Annotated in this window: 15 protein-coding genes and 1 pseudogene; 9 read left to right on the forward strand and 7 right to left on the reverse strand. The window is 64.3% G+C overall.

Annotated features, from left to right (window positions below):
• Positions 1–139 precede the first annotated feature (139 nt).
• From VOI21_RS18010 to VOI21_RS18025, 4 genes and pseudogenes are all read left to right on the forward strand, one after another.
• Positions 140–1,825 (forward strand): NAD(P)H-dependent oxidoreductase subunit E, encoded by a 1,686-nt coding sequence (locus tag VOI21_RS18010; protein ID WP_323771343.1) that lies wholly within the window; start codon positions 140–142, stop codon positions 1,823–1,825.
• Between the two features lie 198 nt (positions 1,826–2,023).
• Positions 2,024–3,220 (forward strand): annotated as a pseudogene (gene ftsY / locus VOI21_RS18015) (signal recognition particle-docking protein FtsY).
• A 28-nt stretch (positions 3,221–3,248) separates the two neighbouring features.
• Positions 3,249–4,151: an EamA family transporter gene (locus tag VOI21_RS18020; protein ID WP_323771345.1), complete on the forward strand. Its 903-nt coding sequence runs from the start codon at positions 3,249–3,251 to the stop codon at positions 4,149–4,151.
• 40 nt (positions 4,152–4,191) lie between these two features.
• Positions 4,192–4,797: an inner membrane-spanning protein YciB gene (locus tag VOI21_RS18025; RefSeq protein ID WP_323771346.1), complete on the forward strand. Its 606-nt coding sequence runs from the start codon at positions 4,192–4,194 to the stop codon at positions 4,795–4,797.
• Between the two features lie 332 nt (positions 4,798–5,129).
• Here VOI21_RS18025 and VOI21_RS18030 read toward each other — a convergent pair whose 3' ends face one another.
• Positions 5,130–5,564, reverse strand: a complete 435-nt coding sequence (locus tag VOI21_RS18030; protein WP_323771442.1) for an Lrp/AsnC family transcriptional regulator — start codon at positions 5,562–5,564, stop codon at positions 5,130–5,132.
• A 46-nt stretch (positions 5,565–5,610) separates the two neighbouring features.
• On the opposite strand from VOI21_RS18030, the gene VOI21_RS18035 reads away from it, so the two are divergent.
• From VOI21_RS18035 to VOI21_RS18050, 4 genes are all read left to right on the forward strand, one after another.
• Positions 5,611–6,801, forward strand: coding sequence for a type III PLP-dependent enzyme (locus VOI21_RS18035; protein WP_323771347.1), 1,191 nt, complete (start codon positions 5,611–5,613; stop codon positions 6,799–6,801).
• 115 nt (positions 6,802–6,916) lie between these two features.
• The gene (locus VOI21_RS18040) at positions 6,917–9,214 is read left to right on the forward strand and encodes a xanthine dehydrogenase family protein molybdopterin-binding subunit (RefSeq protein ID WP_323771348.1); all 2,298 of its coding nucleotides are present in this window, start codon (positions 6,917–6,919) and stop codon (positions 9,212–9,214) included.
• A complete protein-coding gene (locus VOI21_RS18045) occupies positions 9,195–10,244 on the forward strand; it encodes a DUF2235 domain-containing protein (protein ID WP_323771349.1) in 1,050 nt (349 codons plus the stop codon). The genes VOI21_RS18040 and VOI21_RS18045 overlap by 20 nt, the downstream gene beginning before the upstream one ends.
• A 186-nt stretch (positions 10,245–10,430) precedes the next feature.
• Positions 10,431–10,898, forward strand: coding sequence for a CoA-binding protein (locus tag VOI21_RS18050; RefSeq protein ID WP_323771350.1), 468 nt, complete (start codon positions 10,431–10,433; stop codon positions 10,896–10,898).
• Positions 10,899–10,969: 71 nt separating this feature from the next.
• Here VOI21_RS18050 and VOI21_RS18055 read toward each other — a convergent pair whose 3' ends face one another.
• From VOI21_RS18055 to hisA, 6 genes are all read right to left on the reverse strand, one after another.
• Entirely contained in the window at positions 10,970–11,947 is a 978-nt protein-coding gene (locus tag VOI21_RS18055) for a zinc-binding metallopeptidase family protein (protein WP_323771351.1), read from the reverse strand.
• 76 nt (positions 11,948–12,023) lie between these two features.
• Positions 12,024–12,557, reverse strand: coding sequence for a YcxB family protein (locus VOI21_RS18060; protein WP_323771352.1), 534 nt, complete (start codon positions 12,555–12,557; stop codon positions 12,024–12,026).
• 11 nt (positions 12,558–12,568) lie between these two features.
• On the reverse strand, positions 12,569–12,874 hold the full coding sequence (locus VOI21_RS18065; RefSeq protein ID WP_323771353.1) for a phosphoribosyl-ATP diphosphatase: 306 nt from the start codon (positions 12,872–12,874) through the stop codon (positions 12,569–12,571).
• 10 nt (positions 12,875–12,884) lie between these two features.
• Complete coding sequence (locus tag VOI21_RS18070) at positions 12,885–13,292, reverse strand: hypothetical protein (RefSeq protein WP_323771354.1); 408 nt, start codon at positions 13,290–13,292, stop codon at positions 12,885–12,887.
• 10 nt (positions 13,293–13,302) lie between these two features.
• Positions 13,303–14,061, reverse strand: coding sequence for an imidazole glycerol phosphate synthase subunit HisF (gene hisF, locus VOI21_RS18075; protein WP_323771355.1), 759 nt, complete (start codon positions 14,059–14,061; stop codon positions 13,303–13,305).
• A 120-nt stretch (positions 14,062–14,181) separates the two neighbouring features.
• Positions 14,182–14,904: a 1-(5-phosphoribosyl)-5-[(5-phosphoribosylamino)methylideneamino]imidazole-4-carboxamide isomerase gene (hisA, locus tag VOI21_RS18080; protein WP_323771356.1), complete on the reverse strand. Its 723-nt coding sequence runs from the start codon at positions 14,902–14,904 to the stop codon at positions 14,182–14,184.
• A 133-nt stretch (positions 14,905–15,037) separates the two neighbouring features.
• On the opposite strand from hisA, the gene VOI21_RS18085 reads away from it, so the two are divergent.
• The gene (locus VOI21_RS18085) at positions 15,038–15,421 is read left to right on the forward strand and encodes a DUF2147 domain-containing protein (RefSeq protein ID WP_323771357.1); all 384 of its coding nucleotides are present in this window, start codon (positions 15,038–15,040) and stop codon (positions 15,419–15,421) included.
• Positions 15,422–15,438: the final 17 nt, after the last annotated feature.

A 15,438-nucleotide genomic window follows, 5' to 3' on the forward strand; every position in this document is an offset into this window, starting at 1 on the left:
TAACATATCGGAACATTCCGTTCCTGATGCGACGAAACCGGGTGTTTTTCTGGGCGCAGTGACGCGGGAATGCGTCGTTTTTCGGTCCCGGCGCCCGGAGGAACGGATATATGGTGCGCGGCAGGCAAGGGAGACATGCATGGCACTCGACGAACGCAAAGGCGTCTGGAAATCGGGCAAGGGCAAGGGGCGGGTCACGCCCAAGGGCCGCCAGGTCGAGGATCAGGCGTGGGAAGAGGTCAAGGCGCTGCTGGGCGAACGCCCGCGCAACAGAGACCTGCTGATCGAGTTCCTGCATCTGGTTCAGGACGCGTATGGCCACCTGTCGGCGGCGCATCTGCGCGCTCTGGCCGAAGAGATGCGCCTGTCGATGGCCGAGGTTTACGAGGTGGCCAGCTTTTACGCCCATTTCGACATCGTCAAAGAGGGTGAGACGCCGCCGCCCGCGCTGACCATACGGGTCTGCGATTCGCTGTCATGTGAACTGGCCGGGGCCGAGCAGTTGCGCGCCGCTCTGGAGGACGGCATGGACCCGTCAGAGGTCCGCGTCCTGCGCGCGCCCTGCATGGGGCGTTGCGATACCGCGCCGGTGCTGGAACTGGGCCACAACCACATCGACCACGCCACCGTGGACAAGGTACGCGCCGCGATCGAGGCCAAAGACACACACACGCATATCCCGGAATATCAAGGGTTTGACGCCTATTCCTCAGATGGCGGTTATGCCGTCCTGACGGACCTGCGCGCCAATGGTGACTGGGAAGCGGTGCAGGAAAGCGTTCTGTCCTCTGGCCTGCGCGGGTTGGGCGGCGCGGGGTTCCCCTCGGGGCGCAAATGGGGCTTTGTCCGCGCCAATCCGGGTCCGCGCTATCTGGCGGTGAACGGCGACGAGGGCGAGCCGGGAACCTTCAAGGATCGCTTTCACCTTGAGCGGGAACCTCATGTTTTCCTTGAGGGAATGCTGATCGCAGCCTGGGCGGTCGAGGCGGAACGCTGCTATATCTACATGCGCGACGAATACCCCGCCTTGCTGGAGATCCTGCGCGTCGAAATCGCTAAAGTCGAAGACGCAGGGCTGGTCGAAAAGGGCTATATCGACCTGCGACGCGGTGCGGGTGCCTACATCTGCGGCGAAGAAAGCGCGATGATCGAGTCGATCGAGGGCAAGCGCGGGTTGCCGCGCCATCGTCCGCCCTATGTCGCGCAGGTCGGGCTGTTTGACCGCCCGACTCTCGTCCACAATATCGAGACGCTGTACTGGGTGGCGAAGGTCTGCCGCGATGGCCCCGAAATCCTGTCGAGTGTTGAAAAGAACGGTCGCAAGGGGCTGCGGTCTTACTCGGTTTCCGGGCGCGTGGCGCAACCGGGTGTCCATCTGCTGCCCGCCGGGTCCACCATCCTTGACGTGATCGCAGCCGCTGGTGGCATGGCCGAGGGGCATAGCTTCAAGGCCTATCAGCCGGGCGGCCCGTCGTCTGGTCTGTTGCCTGCCTCCATGGATGATATTCCGCTGGATTTCGACACGTTGCAGCCGCATGGCACCTTTATCGGGTCGGCGGCGGTGGTTGTCCTGTCGGACAAGGACAGCGCTCGCGACGCTGCGCTGAACATGTTGCGGTTCTTCGAGGATGAAAGCTGTGGCCAGTGTACGCCGTGCCGGGTGGGCTGCGAAAAAGCGGTCAAACTGATGAGCGCCGAAAGCTGGAATCAGCCCCTGCTGGAGGAACTCTGCGTGGCCATGGCGGATGCCTCGATCTGCGGACTGGGGCAGGCCGCGCCGAACCCGATCCGTATGACCATCAAACACTTCCCGGACGAGGTTTGATCGGTTTTTGACAAAGAAACTTGTCCACAGGCATATGTGGACAAGTTTTCTGCCGGGTTTGTACAAGCCGCTCTTGTTCCTGCGCGCGCTGCGACCGCCCCGATAGGGGCCCGGTAGAGGGGAGAAGGCCGCAAAGCCACCTTTCATTGCACGCTCAGGCGTATTAGGTGGGGGAAACCGCAGCATCAGGCGACCCCCATGTCCTTTTTCGGCAAGCTCAAGAACCGGTTGTTAAAAACCTCGTCCAAGCTGGACGAGGGTCTCGACGCGATTGTTCAGGACGGGTGAGAGGACGCCGCCTCTGAAGTGGCATCCTCTCCTGCTGCCCCGCCCTCTCCTGCTGGCCCACCGGTTCCGGCCGCTGCACCCCCTGCGCCAATGAGCGCGCCTGTGACCGATAGCCCGCCGGAAAGCCCGCCGGAAAGAATAGCCCCCGAGCGTCCGGCCCCTGAGGCTGAGGCACCAACACCGCCCGAAACCAAACCTGAGCCTGCGAAACAAAAGGGCGGCATCCTTGGTCGCCTCATGGGACGCCAACCCGAAGCCGCGCCGGTGGTGCGCCGGGTGCTTGACGACGACATGCTGGAACAGCTTGAGGAACTGCTGATCGCCTCTGACATGGGGGTGGACACTGCGTTGCGCGTGACCGCCAACATCGCTGAGGGGCGGTTTGGCAAACGTCTGTCGGTGGATGAGATCAAACAGGCGCTTGCGTCAGAGATTGCCCGCGTGATGGACCCGGTTGCGCGCCCGTTGCCTCTGTACCCGAAGAAACCGCAGGTGGTTCTGGTTGTCGGCGTGAACGGGTCGGGCAAGACAACGACGATTGGCAAGCTGGCCAGCCAGTTCAAGGCCGCCGGCAAGCAGGTGGTGATCGCCGCTGGCGACACCTTTCGCGCCGCCGCCGTCGAGCAGTTGCAGGTCTGGGGCGACCGCGCCGGTGTGCCGGTTTTGACCGCCCCCGAGGGCAGCGACCCGGCAAGCCTTGCCTTTGACGCAATGACAAAGGCGCAGACCGAAGGCGCGGACCTGCTCTTGATCGACACCGCCGGTCGGTTGCAGAATCGCGCCGACCTGATGGAAGAACTGGCCAAGATCGTCCGCGTGATCCGCAAGAAAGACCCGGATGCGCCACACAACACACTGCTGGTGCTGGACGCCACCACCGGGCAGAACGCGCTCAGCCAGGTCGAGACCTTTCGCAAACTGGCCGATGTCACCGGGCTGGTGATGACCAAACTGGACGGCACCGCGCGGGGCGGTGTGCTGGTGGCGCTGGCGGACAAGTTCGGCCTGCCGATCCACGCCATCGGCGTGGGCGAACAGATCGACGACCTTGCTCCCTTTGATCCCGAGGAGTTCGCCGCCGCCCTGACCGGGCTGGAGGTGGAATGATTAAATCCATTCGCCGTGAGCGCCCCGCATGAGCGCGTGGCTGCTCTCGCTCGAAGGGACTGAGGCCGGGCATGTCGCGGCGCTGTGGCTTGCTCTGCTGGCGGCTTTTTTGCACGCGGTCTTTGGCGCGTTGCAAAAGGGGCGGCACGATCCATGGGTCTCGCGCACGGCGATCGACGGCTGGCTGGTGGTGCTGACCTTTCCGATGATTTTTCTCGTGCCATGGCCCGAGCCGCACATGTGGCCGCTGTTTGTCGGGATGGTCGCGATCCACTTTGGATACAAGTTTCTGCAGGCGATGGCCTATATGCGCGGCGCCTATACTGTGGTCTACCCGGTGGTGCGCGGCACCGGACCGCTGTTTGCCGTCATCGGCGCATGGCTGATCTTTGGCGAGACCTTTTCCGCTGTGCAGTGGATGGGGCTGGGCGTGTTGCTGGCCGGGATCTTTGGTCTGGCGGTCTACAACCTGATCTTTTTGCAGACCGCGCGTGAGACGCTGGTTCCGGCGCTGGGGTATGCCCTTGCGACGGGGCTGTTCGTGGCGCTCTACACCACCTATGACGCCTACGGCATCCGGGCCACGGCGAACCCGTTCACCTTTCTGGCGTGGTTCTTTTTCCTCGCCTCGCTGGATTTCCCGCTGATGATGCTGGTGACGCCGATGCGGCACCGGCTGGCAGGTGTGCCGCTGAAACCGCTGCTGACGCGGGGGCTGGCCGGGGCGCTGGTGGCCTATGGCAGTTTCGGATCGGTGATGATGGCCACCCGGCTGGACAAGGTCGGCGAGGCGGCGGTGCTGCGCGAAACCTCGACAGTTTTTGCCGCGGTCATCGGCTGGCTGGTGCTGCGGGAGACGGTGGGGCCACGGCGGATTGCGCTGATGACCCTGATCGCGGCGGGGGCGGTGATCGTTGAACTTGGCGGCTGAAGGCCCTAAGGGGCGCTGAAACAGGATGGAGACGCGCGGCATGGAAAAACGGCAGGTCAACCCGATGGTGAAGGCGGCGCTGGAATTTGGCCCGCTGATCGGCTTTCTGGTCGCCTACTTTTGGCTCAAAGACCGGACCTTTGTCATTGGCGGCACTGAGTACGAGGGGTTTATCGTGGTCACCGCCGGGTTCATTCCGGTCTTTCTGATCGGTATGGGCGCGCTGTGGTGGCTGACCGGGCATCTGAGCCGCATGCAGGTGGTCACGGCGGTGCTGATTGTGGTCTTTGGCGGGTTGAGCGTCTGGCTGAATGACGACCGATTCTTCAAGATGAAGCCGACGTTGATCTATGTGCTGTTCGGCGGGGCCCTTGCGGTTGGGCTGATGCGCGGCGAAAGCTGGTTGCAGCTGGTGATGGAGGGGTTGATCCCGCTCAAACACGAGGGCTGGATGATCCTGACCCGCCGGGTGACGGCGCTGTTTCTGGCGCTGGCGGTTCTGAATGAAGTGATCTGGCGCACCCTAAGCACGGAAACATGGGTATTGTTCAAGTTTCCCGGTCTTCCGCTGGCGGTGTTTGTGTTCTTCATGTTCCAGGGTGGGCTGTTCAAGGCCTATGGAACCGAAGAGGCGGAAGGCGACTGAGGTCGTTTGTTGCGTCTGAGCTGAAAAAGCAGGTCGCCGGACGGGACTCGTCACGGCCCCTGGGGGCCGCAACATCGCCCGCCCGCCGACCCTGCCGAGTCGCGCCTTGCGGCGCGTTTGCCGCTTTGCGATTCACCCGTGAACAGACCCGCCTGTTCCCCGAACCCATCGCTCGCTTTCTTGCTGCCTGAGCCAGAGCCGCGCGCCCTGCAAGGGCAAGCCGCGCAAGCGCGGGGCTGCGCCCCCTTGCACGGCGCGCGTCCCCGGCTCTGATGGGCATCAAGCGAGAGATGGCTCCGGGGAACAGGCTCACGGTCTGGTGGTGACAAGTGTCATGCGCCCCGGTCGATCCGGGTGCTGAGGTGGATCAGGCTTTCGGAGGCCCGGACGCCTTTGGCCTCGCCTATGGTGTCCAGCGTTTGGTCGAGTGCCTCTGTGGTGGCGGCGCTGAGCGTGGCGATCATGTCGAACCGGCCCGAGGTGGTATGGACCGTTTCCACCGCCGTCAGCGATTTGAGGCGCGACAGCACCGCGGCGGTGGCGCGCGGTTCCACCGAGATCAGCACCGTGGCGCGCAGGGCGGGGTGCAATCCGGGGCCGCGTTTCAGGGTGTAGCCTGCGATGGCGCCGCGTGCCTCCAGCCGATCCAGCCGCGCTTGCACCGTGGTGCGGGCCAGCCCAAGGCGTCGGGCGAGATCGGCCACCGGCAGGCGGGCGTTTTCGGCCAAGGCAGCGATCAGGGCGCGGTCCGTTTCGTCAATTTGCACATCCATTCCGTCGATCCGTCTGAAATGTCGATAAGGTTCGTATATTTTGACAGGTGAGTTCGCCAGCCACAAGCGGCAGGCTGAAGCGGCAGGCGAACAGGAGGCACAGGCAATGGTGCTGCAACAGGCATTTCAGCGCGATCCCGCGCTTTGGTTGGCGCGGATGCGCCTCGACGACCCGGTTTTCTTTTTCGATCCGGCGCGGTTGCGCGCCACGGCGGCGCTGTTCATGGCGCATTTCCCCGGTGAGGTGACCTATGCTGTCAAGGCCAATCCCGAAGGGGCGGTACTGGACGGGTTGGCGGCGGCGGGGATGGCGGGTTTCGACGTGGCCTCGGTCGAAGAGATGGCGCAGGTGCGCCGCGCGGCCCCCGAGGCGCGGCTGCATTACCACAATCCGGTGCGCTCGATGACCGAGATCGCGGCGGCGCGGCGCTTTGGCATCACCTCGTGGTCGGTCGACCGGCGGTCGGAACTGGACAAGCTGGGGCCGCTGGAGGGCACCGAGGTTGCGGTGCGGTTGAAACTGCCCGTCGCGGGGGCCGCCTATGATTTCGGGTCGAAATTTGGCGCGGGACCAGAAGAAACAGGGGCTTTGCTGCGTGCGGTTGTGGCCAAGGGCGGCATGCCGTCGCTCACCTTTCATCCCGGAACCCAGTGCCGAGAGGCGAAGGCCTGGGAAACCTATATCCGGGCGGCGGCCGGGATTGCCGCGTGCGCAGGCATCCGGTTGCACCGGTTGAACGTGGGCGGAGGCTTTCCGGCCCACCGCGAGGAGCCGGCCCCGGATCTGCCGGCGCTCTTTTCCGCCATCGACCGTGCTGTGGCAGCGGCCTTTGGCAAAAACCGCCCGGCGTTGGTCTGTGAGCCCGGGCGGGCCATGGTGGCCGAAGCCTTTGATCTGGCGTTGAGGATCAAGGCGCGGGAAGGGGAGACGATCTTTCTGAACGACGGTATTTATGGCGGATTGGCAGAGTGGCGCGACATTGCGCCGTCGACCCGGGTGACCGTCCTTGACCCCGATGGCGTCCCGCGATCGGGCGAAAGCCGTCGCATGACCGTGTTCGGACCGACCTGCGACAGCCTTGACCGGCTGCCCGACGGTTTGCGGCTGCCCGTTGGGCTGGAAGAGGGGGATTATCTGCTGTTTCGCGGCTGCGGGGCCTATTCCTCTGCGCTGGCCACGCGGTTCAATGGATATGGGGCGCGGCAGATCGTGACTTTGGCCAGACAGTGACGCGTCCGGGAGCAAAGCCGCCTTTGGTTTGCCTTTGAAGGCCCCGCGCCTCTGGACACCCGCGCCATGACCTCTAATGTCCGGCTCAAAGCCAAACAGCGCGAGGAAGAGTCCCATGGACAAGTTCGGCAAGAGCCAACCAGTGACGCGGGTCGAAGACGTTCGTTTTCTGACCGGACATGGACGCTATGTAGATGACATTGCGCCGGACGGGTCGCTGCGCGCCTATGTGTTCCGCTCACCCGTGGCCCATGCAGAGATCACAACGCTGGACGTGAGCGATGCGCGCGCGGCAGAGGGGGTGCATCTGGTCGTGACCTCCGCCGACATGCTGGCCGCCGGGATCGACATCAGCATGGCGTCGGCGCTGATTGGCAATCGCGACGGAACGCAGGGGGCCAACCCCAAGCGGCCCGTGCTGGCCGAGGACCGTGTCCGCTATGTGGGGGAGCCGGTGGCCGTGGTCGTCGCAGAGACGCTGGAACAGGCGCGCGACGCGGCGGAGTTGATCGAGTTCGACTATGACGAACTGCCGGTGGCGATGGACACGGCGGCGGGGGACAACACGGTCCACCCCGAGGCCCCCGACAACCGTGCCTTTGATTTCGGGATCGGCGATGAGGAGGCCACCAACGCGGCCTTTGCGGCGGCTGCGAAAACCGTGTCGCTGGAAGTCGGTGACAACCGCATCATCGTGAACTCGATGGAACCGCGCGGCGCCTATGCGGAATGGCAGGACGGGCGGGTGCATCTGGCCTTTGGCGGGCAGGGCGTCTGGGGGATGAAGGGCGAACTGGCCCGCACCTACCACTTGGAGCCGGAGCAGATCCGCATCACCAACCCAGATGTCGGCGGCGGTTTCGGGATGAAGGGCTTTCCCTATCCGGAATACTTCGTGCTGCCCTTTGCGGCGCGTGAGACCGGACGCCCGGTGCGCTGGATGTCGGACCGGACAGAGGCGATGCTGTCGGACAACGGCGGGCGCGATCTGGTGACGCTGGCCGAACTGGCCTTTGACAAGGACAACCGGATCACTGGCTACCGTTTGCACACGCGGTCGAACTTGGGTGCCTACAACGGGCATTTCGGTCAGATGATCCAGTCGAACCTCTTTGCCCGCGTGCTGACTGGCACTTATGATATCCAGACCGCCTATTACCGCTGCGAAGGGTTCTATACCAACACCGTGCAGGTCGATGCCTATCGCGGCGCGGGTCGCCCCGAGGCGATCTATGTGCTGGAGCGGGTCATGGACCGTGCCGCACGCGAATTGGGTCTGGACCCGCTGGAGCTGCGCCGGATCAACTTTATCAAGCCCGCGCAATTCCCCTACAAGACGGTCACCGGTGAAAACTATGACGTGGGCGATTTCGTTCGGGTCATGGGCCATGCCGAACGCTCTGCGGATCTTGCGGGGTTTGCGGCGCGCAAGGCGGCGTCCGAAGCGGCGGGAAAGCTGCGCGGCTTGGGAACTTGTTATTATATCGAGTCTATCCTGGGCGCTCCGAACGAGGACGTGAAGGTGGAATTCACCGAAGACGGCGGCGCAAAGATCTATGTCGGCACCCAGTCGAACGGTCAGGGGCATGAAACCGTGTTCCGCCAGTTCCTGTCGGATCAGACCGGCATCCCGGCAGAGTTGATCGAGGTGGTGCAGGGCGACAGCGACCTGATCGCCAGCGGTGGTGGCACCGGCGGATCGCGCTCTGTCACTGTGCAGACCAACGTGACGCTGCAGGCGGTGGCCTCGATTGTCGAAGGGTTCTCTGAATTCCTCGCCGGGGAACTGGGGGTGGATGCTTCTGACGTGCGGTTTGACGATGAAACCTTCCGCGCGGAGGGGTCGAACGTGACGCCCACCATGCTGGAGGTGGCGCAGATGGCGCGTGAGGCGGGCCGCGACGACCTGCTAAGCTGGCAGGAAACGGCAACCCTGCCGGGGCGGTCCTACCCCAATGGCTGTCACGTGGCCGAGGTTGAGATCGACCCGGAGACCGGTGAGGTGGTCTGTGACCGCTTCAACGTCGTGGATGACTTCGGCAACCTGATCAACCCGATGCTGGCCGAGGGGCAGGTGCATGGCGGTGTCGTGCAGGGTATCGGTCAGGCGCTGACGGAACGGGTGGTCTATGACGCGGACGGGCAGTTGCTCACGGCCTCGTTCATGGACTATGCGATGCCACGGGCCGACAGTGTTCCGATGATCGGGTTCGAATTTGAGCCGGTGCCATCGACCGCCAACCCCATGGGCATGAAAGGCTGTGGTGAGGCCGGGACCGTGGGCGCGCTGGCGGCGGTGTCGAACGCGATGCAGGACGCGCTGTGGGAGCGCGGGGTCAGACAAGTGGACATGCCCTTCACGCCGCAGCGCGTTTGGGCCATGCTGGAAGGCGATGCGATCGCGGCTGAGTAACACTGTTTTCGGCTGGTTCCGCCGCCGTCCTGCGGCGGACCACTCGGCCTATGCGCGGCGGCGCGGGCCGGTTGATCATGTCATCATCCTTGACGGCACCATGTCCTCGCTCAAGCCCGGCACTGAGACCAATGCCGGGCTGACCTATCTTCTGCTCAAGGAAACCGGGCATGCCTCACTTTTCTACGAGGCGGGTGTGCAGTGGACGGACTGGGCCACCACGCCCGACGTGGCGCTGGGGCGCGGCATCAACCGTCAGATCCGGCGGGCCTATGGCTATCTTGCCTCGCGGTATCGTCCGGGCGACCGCATCTTTCTGATGGGCTATTCGCGCGGCGCTTTTGCGGCGCGGTCGCTTGCCGGGATCATCGACATGGTGGGGCTGCTGCGCGCCGAGAGCGCGACAGAGCGCAATATCCGGCAGATTTACCGCCTGTATCAATACGCCCCAAAGGGCGAGGCGGCGGCGGCCTTTGCCGCGAAGACCTGCCATGACAGCGCGCCGATCGAGATGATCGGGGTGTGGGATTCGGTCAAGGCGCTGGGCCTGCGGCTGCCGCTGCTCTGGCGGCTGACGGAACCCGAGCACATGTTCCACAACCACGCGCTAGGCGCGTCGATCCGGCACGGCTATCACGCGCTGGCCTATGATGAGACCCGCGCCGCATTTGCGCCGGTGCTGTGGGAATGCCCGCCCGGTTGGGCGGGCAAGGTCGAGCAGGTCTGGTTTCGCGGCACCCACGGGGATATCGGCGGCCAACTGGGCGACTTCGAGGCAGCGCGCCCTTTGGCCAACATCCCGCTGGTCTGGATGCTGGAAAAGCTGGAAGGCTGCGGCGTCGATCTGCCCGCGGGCTGGCGGACGCGGTTCCCCTGTGACGCAGAGGCGCCCTCGGTGGGCACCTGGATGGGTCTGGGCAAACTGTTTGTCCTGCGCGGCGGGCGGACCGTTGGCCGCGATCCGTCGGAAAGCCTGCACCCCAGCCTGGTGCGCAGCCTTGCCCCCGCCGCGCCGCAGGTGGCCGAATAGGGGCGTCAAGAAAAATGTTCACAGTTTCTTTACAGGGCTTGGAACTGTGGCATTCTCGCCTATCTCTTTAACAGGCCGCGGGGTCGGAACCCCTGCGAGACCTTCACTGTCCCTCGTTCCGTGACTTGCGCCCGGGTTCTGCCCCGGGCGCTTTTTCTTTTGCTCCGGGCAGGCTATGGCTGGACCATGCAGTATTCCGACGACAAGCTGAAAGAGATTCTCAACCGGACCAAAGTGGTCGCGGTTGTAGGGGTGTCGATGAACCCGGTGCGGCCCAGCTACTATGTCGCCCGCTATCTGTCGCTGAAGGGCTACACGGTCATTCCGGTAAACCCGGGCCATGCCGGCAAGGTGCTGTTCGGACAAGAGGTGCGGGCCACGCTTGCCGACTGTCCGAAAGAGGTCGACATGGTCGACATCTTTCGCCGCCCCGACCATGTGCCGCCCATCGTCGAAGAGGCGTTGGAAGTCTTGCCCGCGCTCAGGACGATCTGGATGCAGATCGGCGTCGTGAACGAAGAGGCCGCCGCCATGGCCGAAGCGCGCGGCGTGGAGGTGGTCATGGACCGCTGCCCCAAGATCGAATACCAGCGCCTGTTCGGCGAGTTGCGCATGGGCGGCTTTAACACCGGGATCATTTCGTCAAAACTATAGGAAACGCCGGACGGACGCTGTTCCGCGCGCGCCGCGCGAAAGACGCCCCGCCCGCCGTCCCTTGGCCCGCGCTATTGCCCGGCGGGACGGCGCAGCTGGCTGTGGGTAAAGCCCATCTTCTTGCGCACCGGCGATGTCAGCACAAAGGGATAGAGGTCCGGCAGTTCCAGCGCCCGGTTCACATGGGTCACGGCCATCGACAACTGGATTGCATGGTTGAGCACGGCATTGGTGTCGGGATCGGCATAGGCGTCGTATCCAGCCACCGGCCCGCCGGGTACGGCCAGTCCGACAGCCGCGGCGCTGTCGGCGATGTCCACCAGATGCAGCAGGTGCGCGACCGTCTCTGCCCAGTCCTCATGCGGGTGGGCGGTGGCATAGGGGGTCACATGGGTGTCGCCGGGATCGCGCGGGTCTGCGTAGTGGCGTTCCAGCGCCTCGGCATAATCGGCCCGTTCGTCGCCAAACAGGTCCCGGAACCCGTGGAGAAAGCCCTTGTCCTTTGCCAGCCGTTCAAACAGGAAATGTGCGCATTCGTGCCGCATGTGGCCCAGCATGGTGCGGTACATTTCTCCCAATTGGTCCTGACGTTCGGCGCGCAGCGCCTCGTTGGCCTCGGTCACGTTGATGGTGATGACACCATCGGCATGGCCCATGGTCACCTCTGCGTCGCCATGCGCGGTCTCTTCGGACAGCATCCGGAACACCGGGCGGTCGCCGGGGTCTGTGTTGGTGAACCATCCCCAGCGCGCAAGATTGGCCAGCATCCAGCGTTTGGCCTCTTCGGTGCGCGTCCAGAGCGGCAGGTTGTCGGTCTCACGCAGGTCGGGCACGACCTCTGTCATCACGCAGGAACGGCACAGTCCCTCGGCCTCGGGGTCTTCTTCGGGGAGCCAGTTACAGCCGATGGACCGGTGGTTTGCGCAACGGTCCGTCGCGACAACCATAGTCTGCGCCTCGGGGTCAAACGCGACCTGTTGGCCGCAGGCGCAGCGGTCGTTTTCGAAGTAAAGCGGCGTGGCGCAGGCCGGGCATTTGAAGATTTGCATCGGGGACCTTTCAAGGCGGTTTGGCGGGCAACGCGTGACAACGCGTTGCGGTTGCCTCGCGTCCTGATCTTTTTGATCAAATGGGGGCGCGGGCCGCCTTGATCCAGTCCTCACAGGCGGCTTTTGCCGCACGCATCGCGTCGGGGTCGGCAAAGGCCTCTATCGGGATGGCGATGTATTCCATCTGACCGGTCAGCAACAAAAGCCCCTCGGGGTCTTCGATCACGTCCAGCACGGCGGGCCAGCGGATCAGGCTGTCGATCAGATCGCCGCGAATATGCAGGCCCTCGGGCGTCAGGTCAAACTGTTGCGGCGCGCGGCGGACCGGCGCATCGCGGACAGAGTCCCAGACATGGCGGCGACGCCAAAGGGACAGCCAGACCAGCGCGGCAAAGAGAACCAGCAACGGCAGATAGGACGACCAGTCCGGCAGGCGCAGGGCGGTCAGATTGGCGACAAGGACCAGCAGGAACATCAGGACGATGTAGATGCCAAGGCAGGCCAGAACGCCCCAGCGCATCAGCCACGGCTGATGCCTTTTGCGCAGACGGCCGCAGATACGGGCGTGGTTCAGCCCGGAAACCGTGCCGGTGAAACTCAGGTCGGCCATCAGTGCCTCCTTTAGCGGGCTGCCTTTTCGGCAATGCCCGATGTGCCTTGGCGGCGGGCCAGTTCGGCCATGACATCGGCCAGCGCCACATCGCGGGATTTCAGCATGACCAACAGGTGAAACAGCACATCCGCCGCCTCCGAGGTCAGTTTCTCGCGGTCGTTCCTGACCGCTTCGATGATCGCCTCGACCGCCTCTTCGCCGAATTTCTCGGCGCATTTCTCGGGCCCCTTGGCCAGCAGTTTCGCGGTCCAGCTGTCATCGGGTGAGGCGGCGGCGCGGTCGGCGATGGTCTGCTCAAGGTCTTCGAGGGTCATGGCGGGTCCTTCAGAGGCGGCTGTCGCAGGTCAGGATGGTGTCGAGAAGCGACCAGAGCTGGCCCTCCATCGGCGTGCCAAGCACCTGCGCGCGGTTGAGAGGCGTGAACACCGGACGCACCTCTGCGGTGTCGGTTTCGGGCCAGTCCAGCAAGGTGGGGCCATCGCGCGCGATGCCGATGCGCAGGGCCCAGCGTTCATCCGGTCCGGCCCCTTCTGTCCAGTCGCCGATATAGAGCCGCACCAGCGGCAGGTGATCGGGTTTGCCCAGTGTGACGCCGACCGTGTACCACCCGGCGGACAGGTCGCCGACCTCTAGATAGCCGGTGACAACCGTCGTGGGCGCGCCGCAGCACTTGCAGGCGGTCTCTTCGGTCTCGCCCTCGCGCAGGGTGACATCAGAGCCGTCGCTGATCATCTGCGCGCGCTCATATCCGCACCGGAATACCGGCGGCGGCCATATGGGCCTTGGCCTCACCCACGGTAAAGGTGCCAAAGTGAAAGATCGAGGCGGCAAGCACGGCGCTGGCATGGCCTTCGGTCACGCCTTCGACAAGGTGATCCAGCGTGCCGACACCGCCGCTGGCGATGACGGGTATGTCCACCGCGTCGGCAATGGCGCGGGTCAGCGGCAGGTTAAAGCCCGCCTTGGTGCCATCGCGGTCCATCGAGGTCAGCAGGATTTCACCCGCGCCTTTGGCGGCGATCATGCGTGCAAATTCCACCGCGTCGATGCCGGTGGACTTGCGCCCGCCGTGGGTAAAGATCTCCCAGCGTCCCGGCTCCACCGTCTTGGCGTCGATGGCGCAGACGATGCACTGGCTCCCGAACTGGTCGGCGGCCTCTGCCACCACGTCCGGGTTGGCGACGGCGGCAGAGTTGAATGACACCTTGTCCGCACCGGCGAGCAGCAAGGCGCGGACATCGGCCACCGTGCGCACGCCACCACCCACGGTCAGCGGGATAAAGCATTGCTCAGCGGTGCGCGTGACCACGTCAAACATGGTGCCGCGGTTTTCATGGGTGGCGTGGATGTCGAGAAAACAGATCTCATCCGCGCCGGCGGCGTCATAGGCGCGGGCGGCGTCCACCGGATCACCGGCGTCGCGCAGATCGACAAAATTGACGCCCTTGACCACACGGCCATCAGCGACATCGAGGCAGGGGATGATACGGGTCTTCAGCATGGCAGCGGCGTAGCGCGAAACTGCCGGGTTGGGAAGGGGCTACGCCCCTTTGGCCTGCGGTCTCACCTCTGATGGAATGTGTGAACCCCACGCAGACCCGAGGGGGCAGAGGGTCCGTGGTCAGCCCTTGAGCGCGTCCAGCGCCTCTTTGAGGTCAATCGCGCCATCATAAAGCGCGCGGCCCGAAATGGCCCCGTTCAGCGGCGCGCCGCAATTGCGCAGCGCCTTGAGGTCGGCGATGGACGACACCCCGCCCGAGGCGATGACCGGGATGGTCACGGCATTGGCCAGCGCCGCCGTCGCTTCGACATTCGGGCCTTGCATCGCGCCGTCGCGGTTGATGTCGGTGTAGATGATCGCGGCGACGCCCGCGTCCTCATAGCTGCGCGCCAGATCGACGGCGTCGACCTGTGTCACCTCGGCCCAGCCTTTGGTCGCGACGCGGCCATCCTTGGCGTCGATGCCCACGGCCACCTGACCGGGAAAGGCGCGGGCCGCCTCGCGCACCAGTTCGGGGCGTTCGACCGCCACGGTGCCAAGGATCACGCGCGCCAGACCTTTGCCCAGCCACATCTCGATGGTGGCCATGTCGCGGATGCCGCCGCCCAGTTGCGTGGGTGTCTTGCACTGTTCCAAAATCGCTTCGACAGCGGCGGCATTTACCGGCGCTCCGGCAAACGCGCCGTTCAGATCCACCAGATGCAGCCACTCACAGCCCTTGGCGACAAACTCCAGCGCCTGCGCCGCCGGATCGTCGTTAAAGACGGTGGCCTTGTTCATGTCGCCGCGCAGCAGGCGCACGGCCTTGCCGTCTTTCAGGTCAATCGCGGGATAGAGGATCATGTCTTTGGCCCTTACAGTCTTTTCCCGCGCCTTATTATGACGCCACGACAGACGCAAGCCGACCTTGCGTCATGCTTGATCGGCGCGTCACAGAGCCGTCACACTCCGGTCTGTCCATTGGGAGGAGACAGGGATGAAGATTTTACGGATTGCAGCACTGCTGAGCGTGATCGCGGGGGCCGCCGCCGCCGACCCGATCGAGGGTGTATGGAAGACCCAGCCCGACGACGGCAGCTATGCGCATGTCACCATGGCCCCCTGTGGCGCCAAGCTGTGCGGAGTGATCTCGCGCACCTTCAATGCGCAGGGCGAATACAATTCGGCAAACAAGGGCAAGAAGCTTGTGATCGACATGGCACCCAGCGGTGGCGGCAAATACGCGGGCAACGTCTGGCGTCCGTCGAACAACAAGATCTACATCGGCAAGATGACCCTGAACGGCAACAGCCTCAAGCTGCGCGGCTGCGTGGCAGGCGGGCTGATCTGTTCGGCCCAGACATGGAGCCGGGTGCAATAAACACCCCTTCGGCCCGC

The sequence above is a fragment of the Antarctobacter sp. genome, from assembly GCF_034670325.1.
Classification (GTDB): Bacteria; Pseudomonadota; Alphaproteobacteria; order Rhodobacterales; family Rhodobacteraceae; genus Antarctobacter.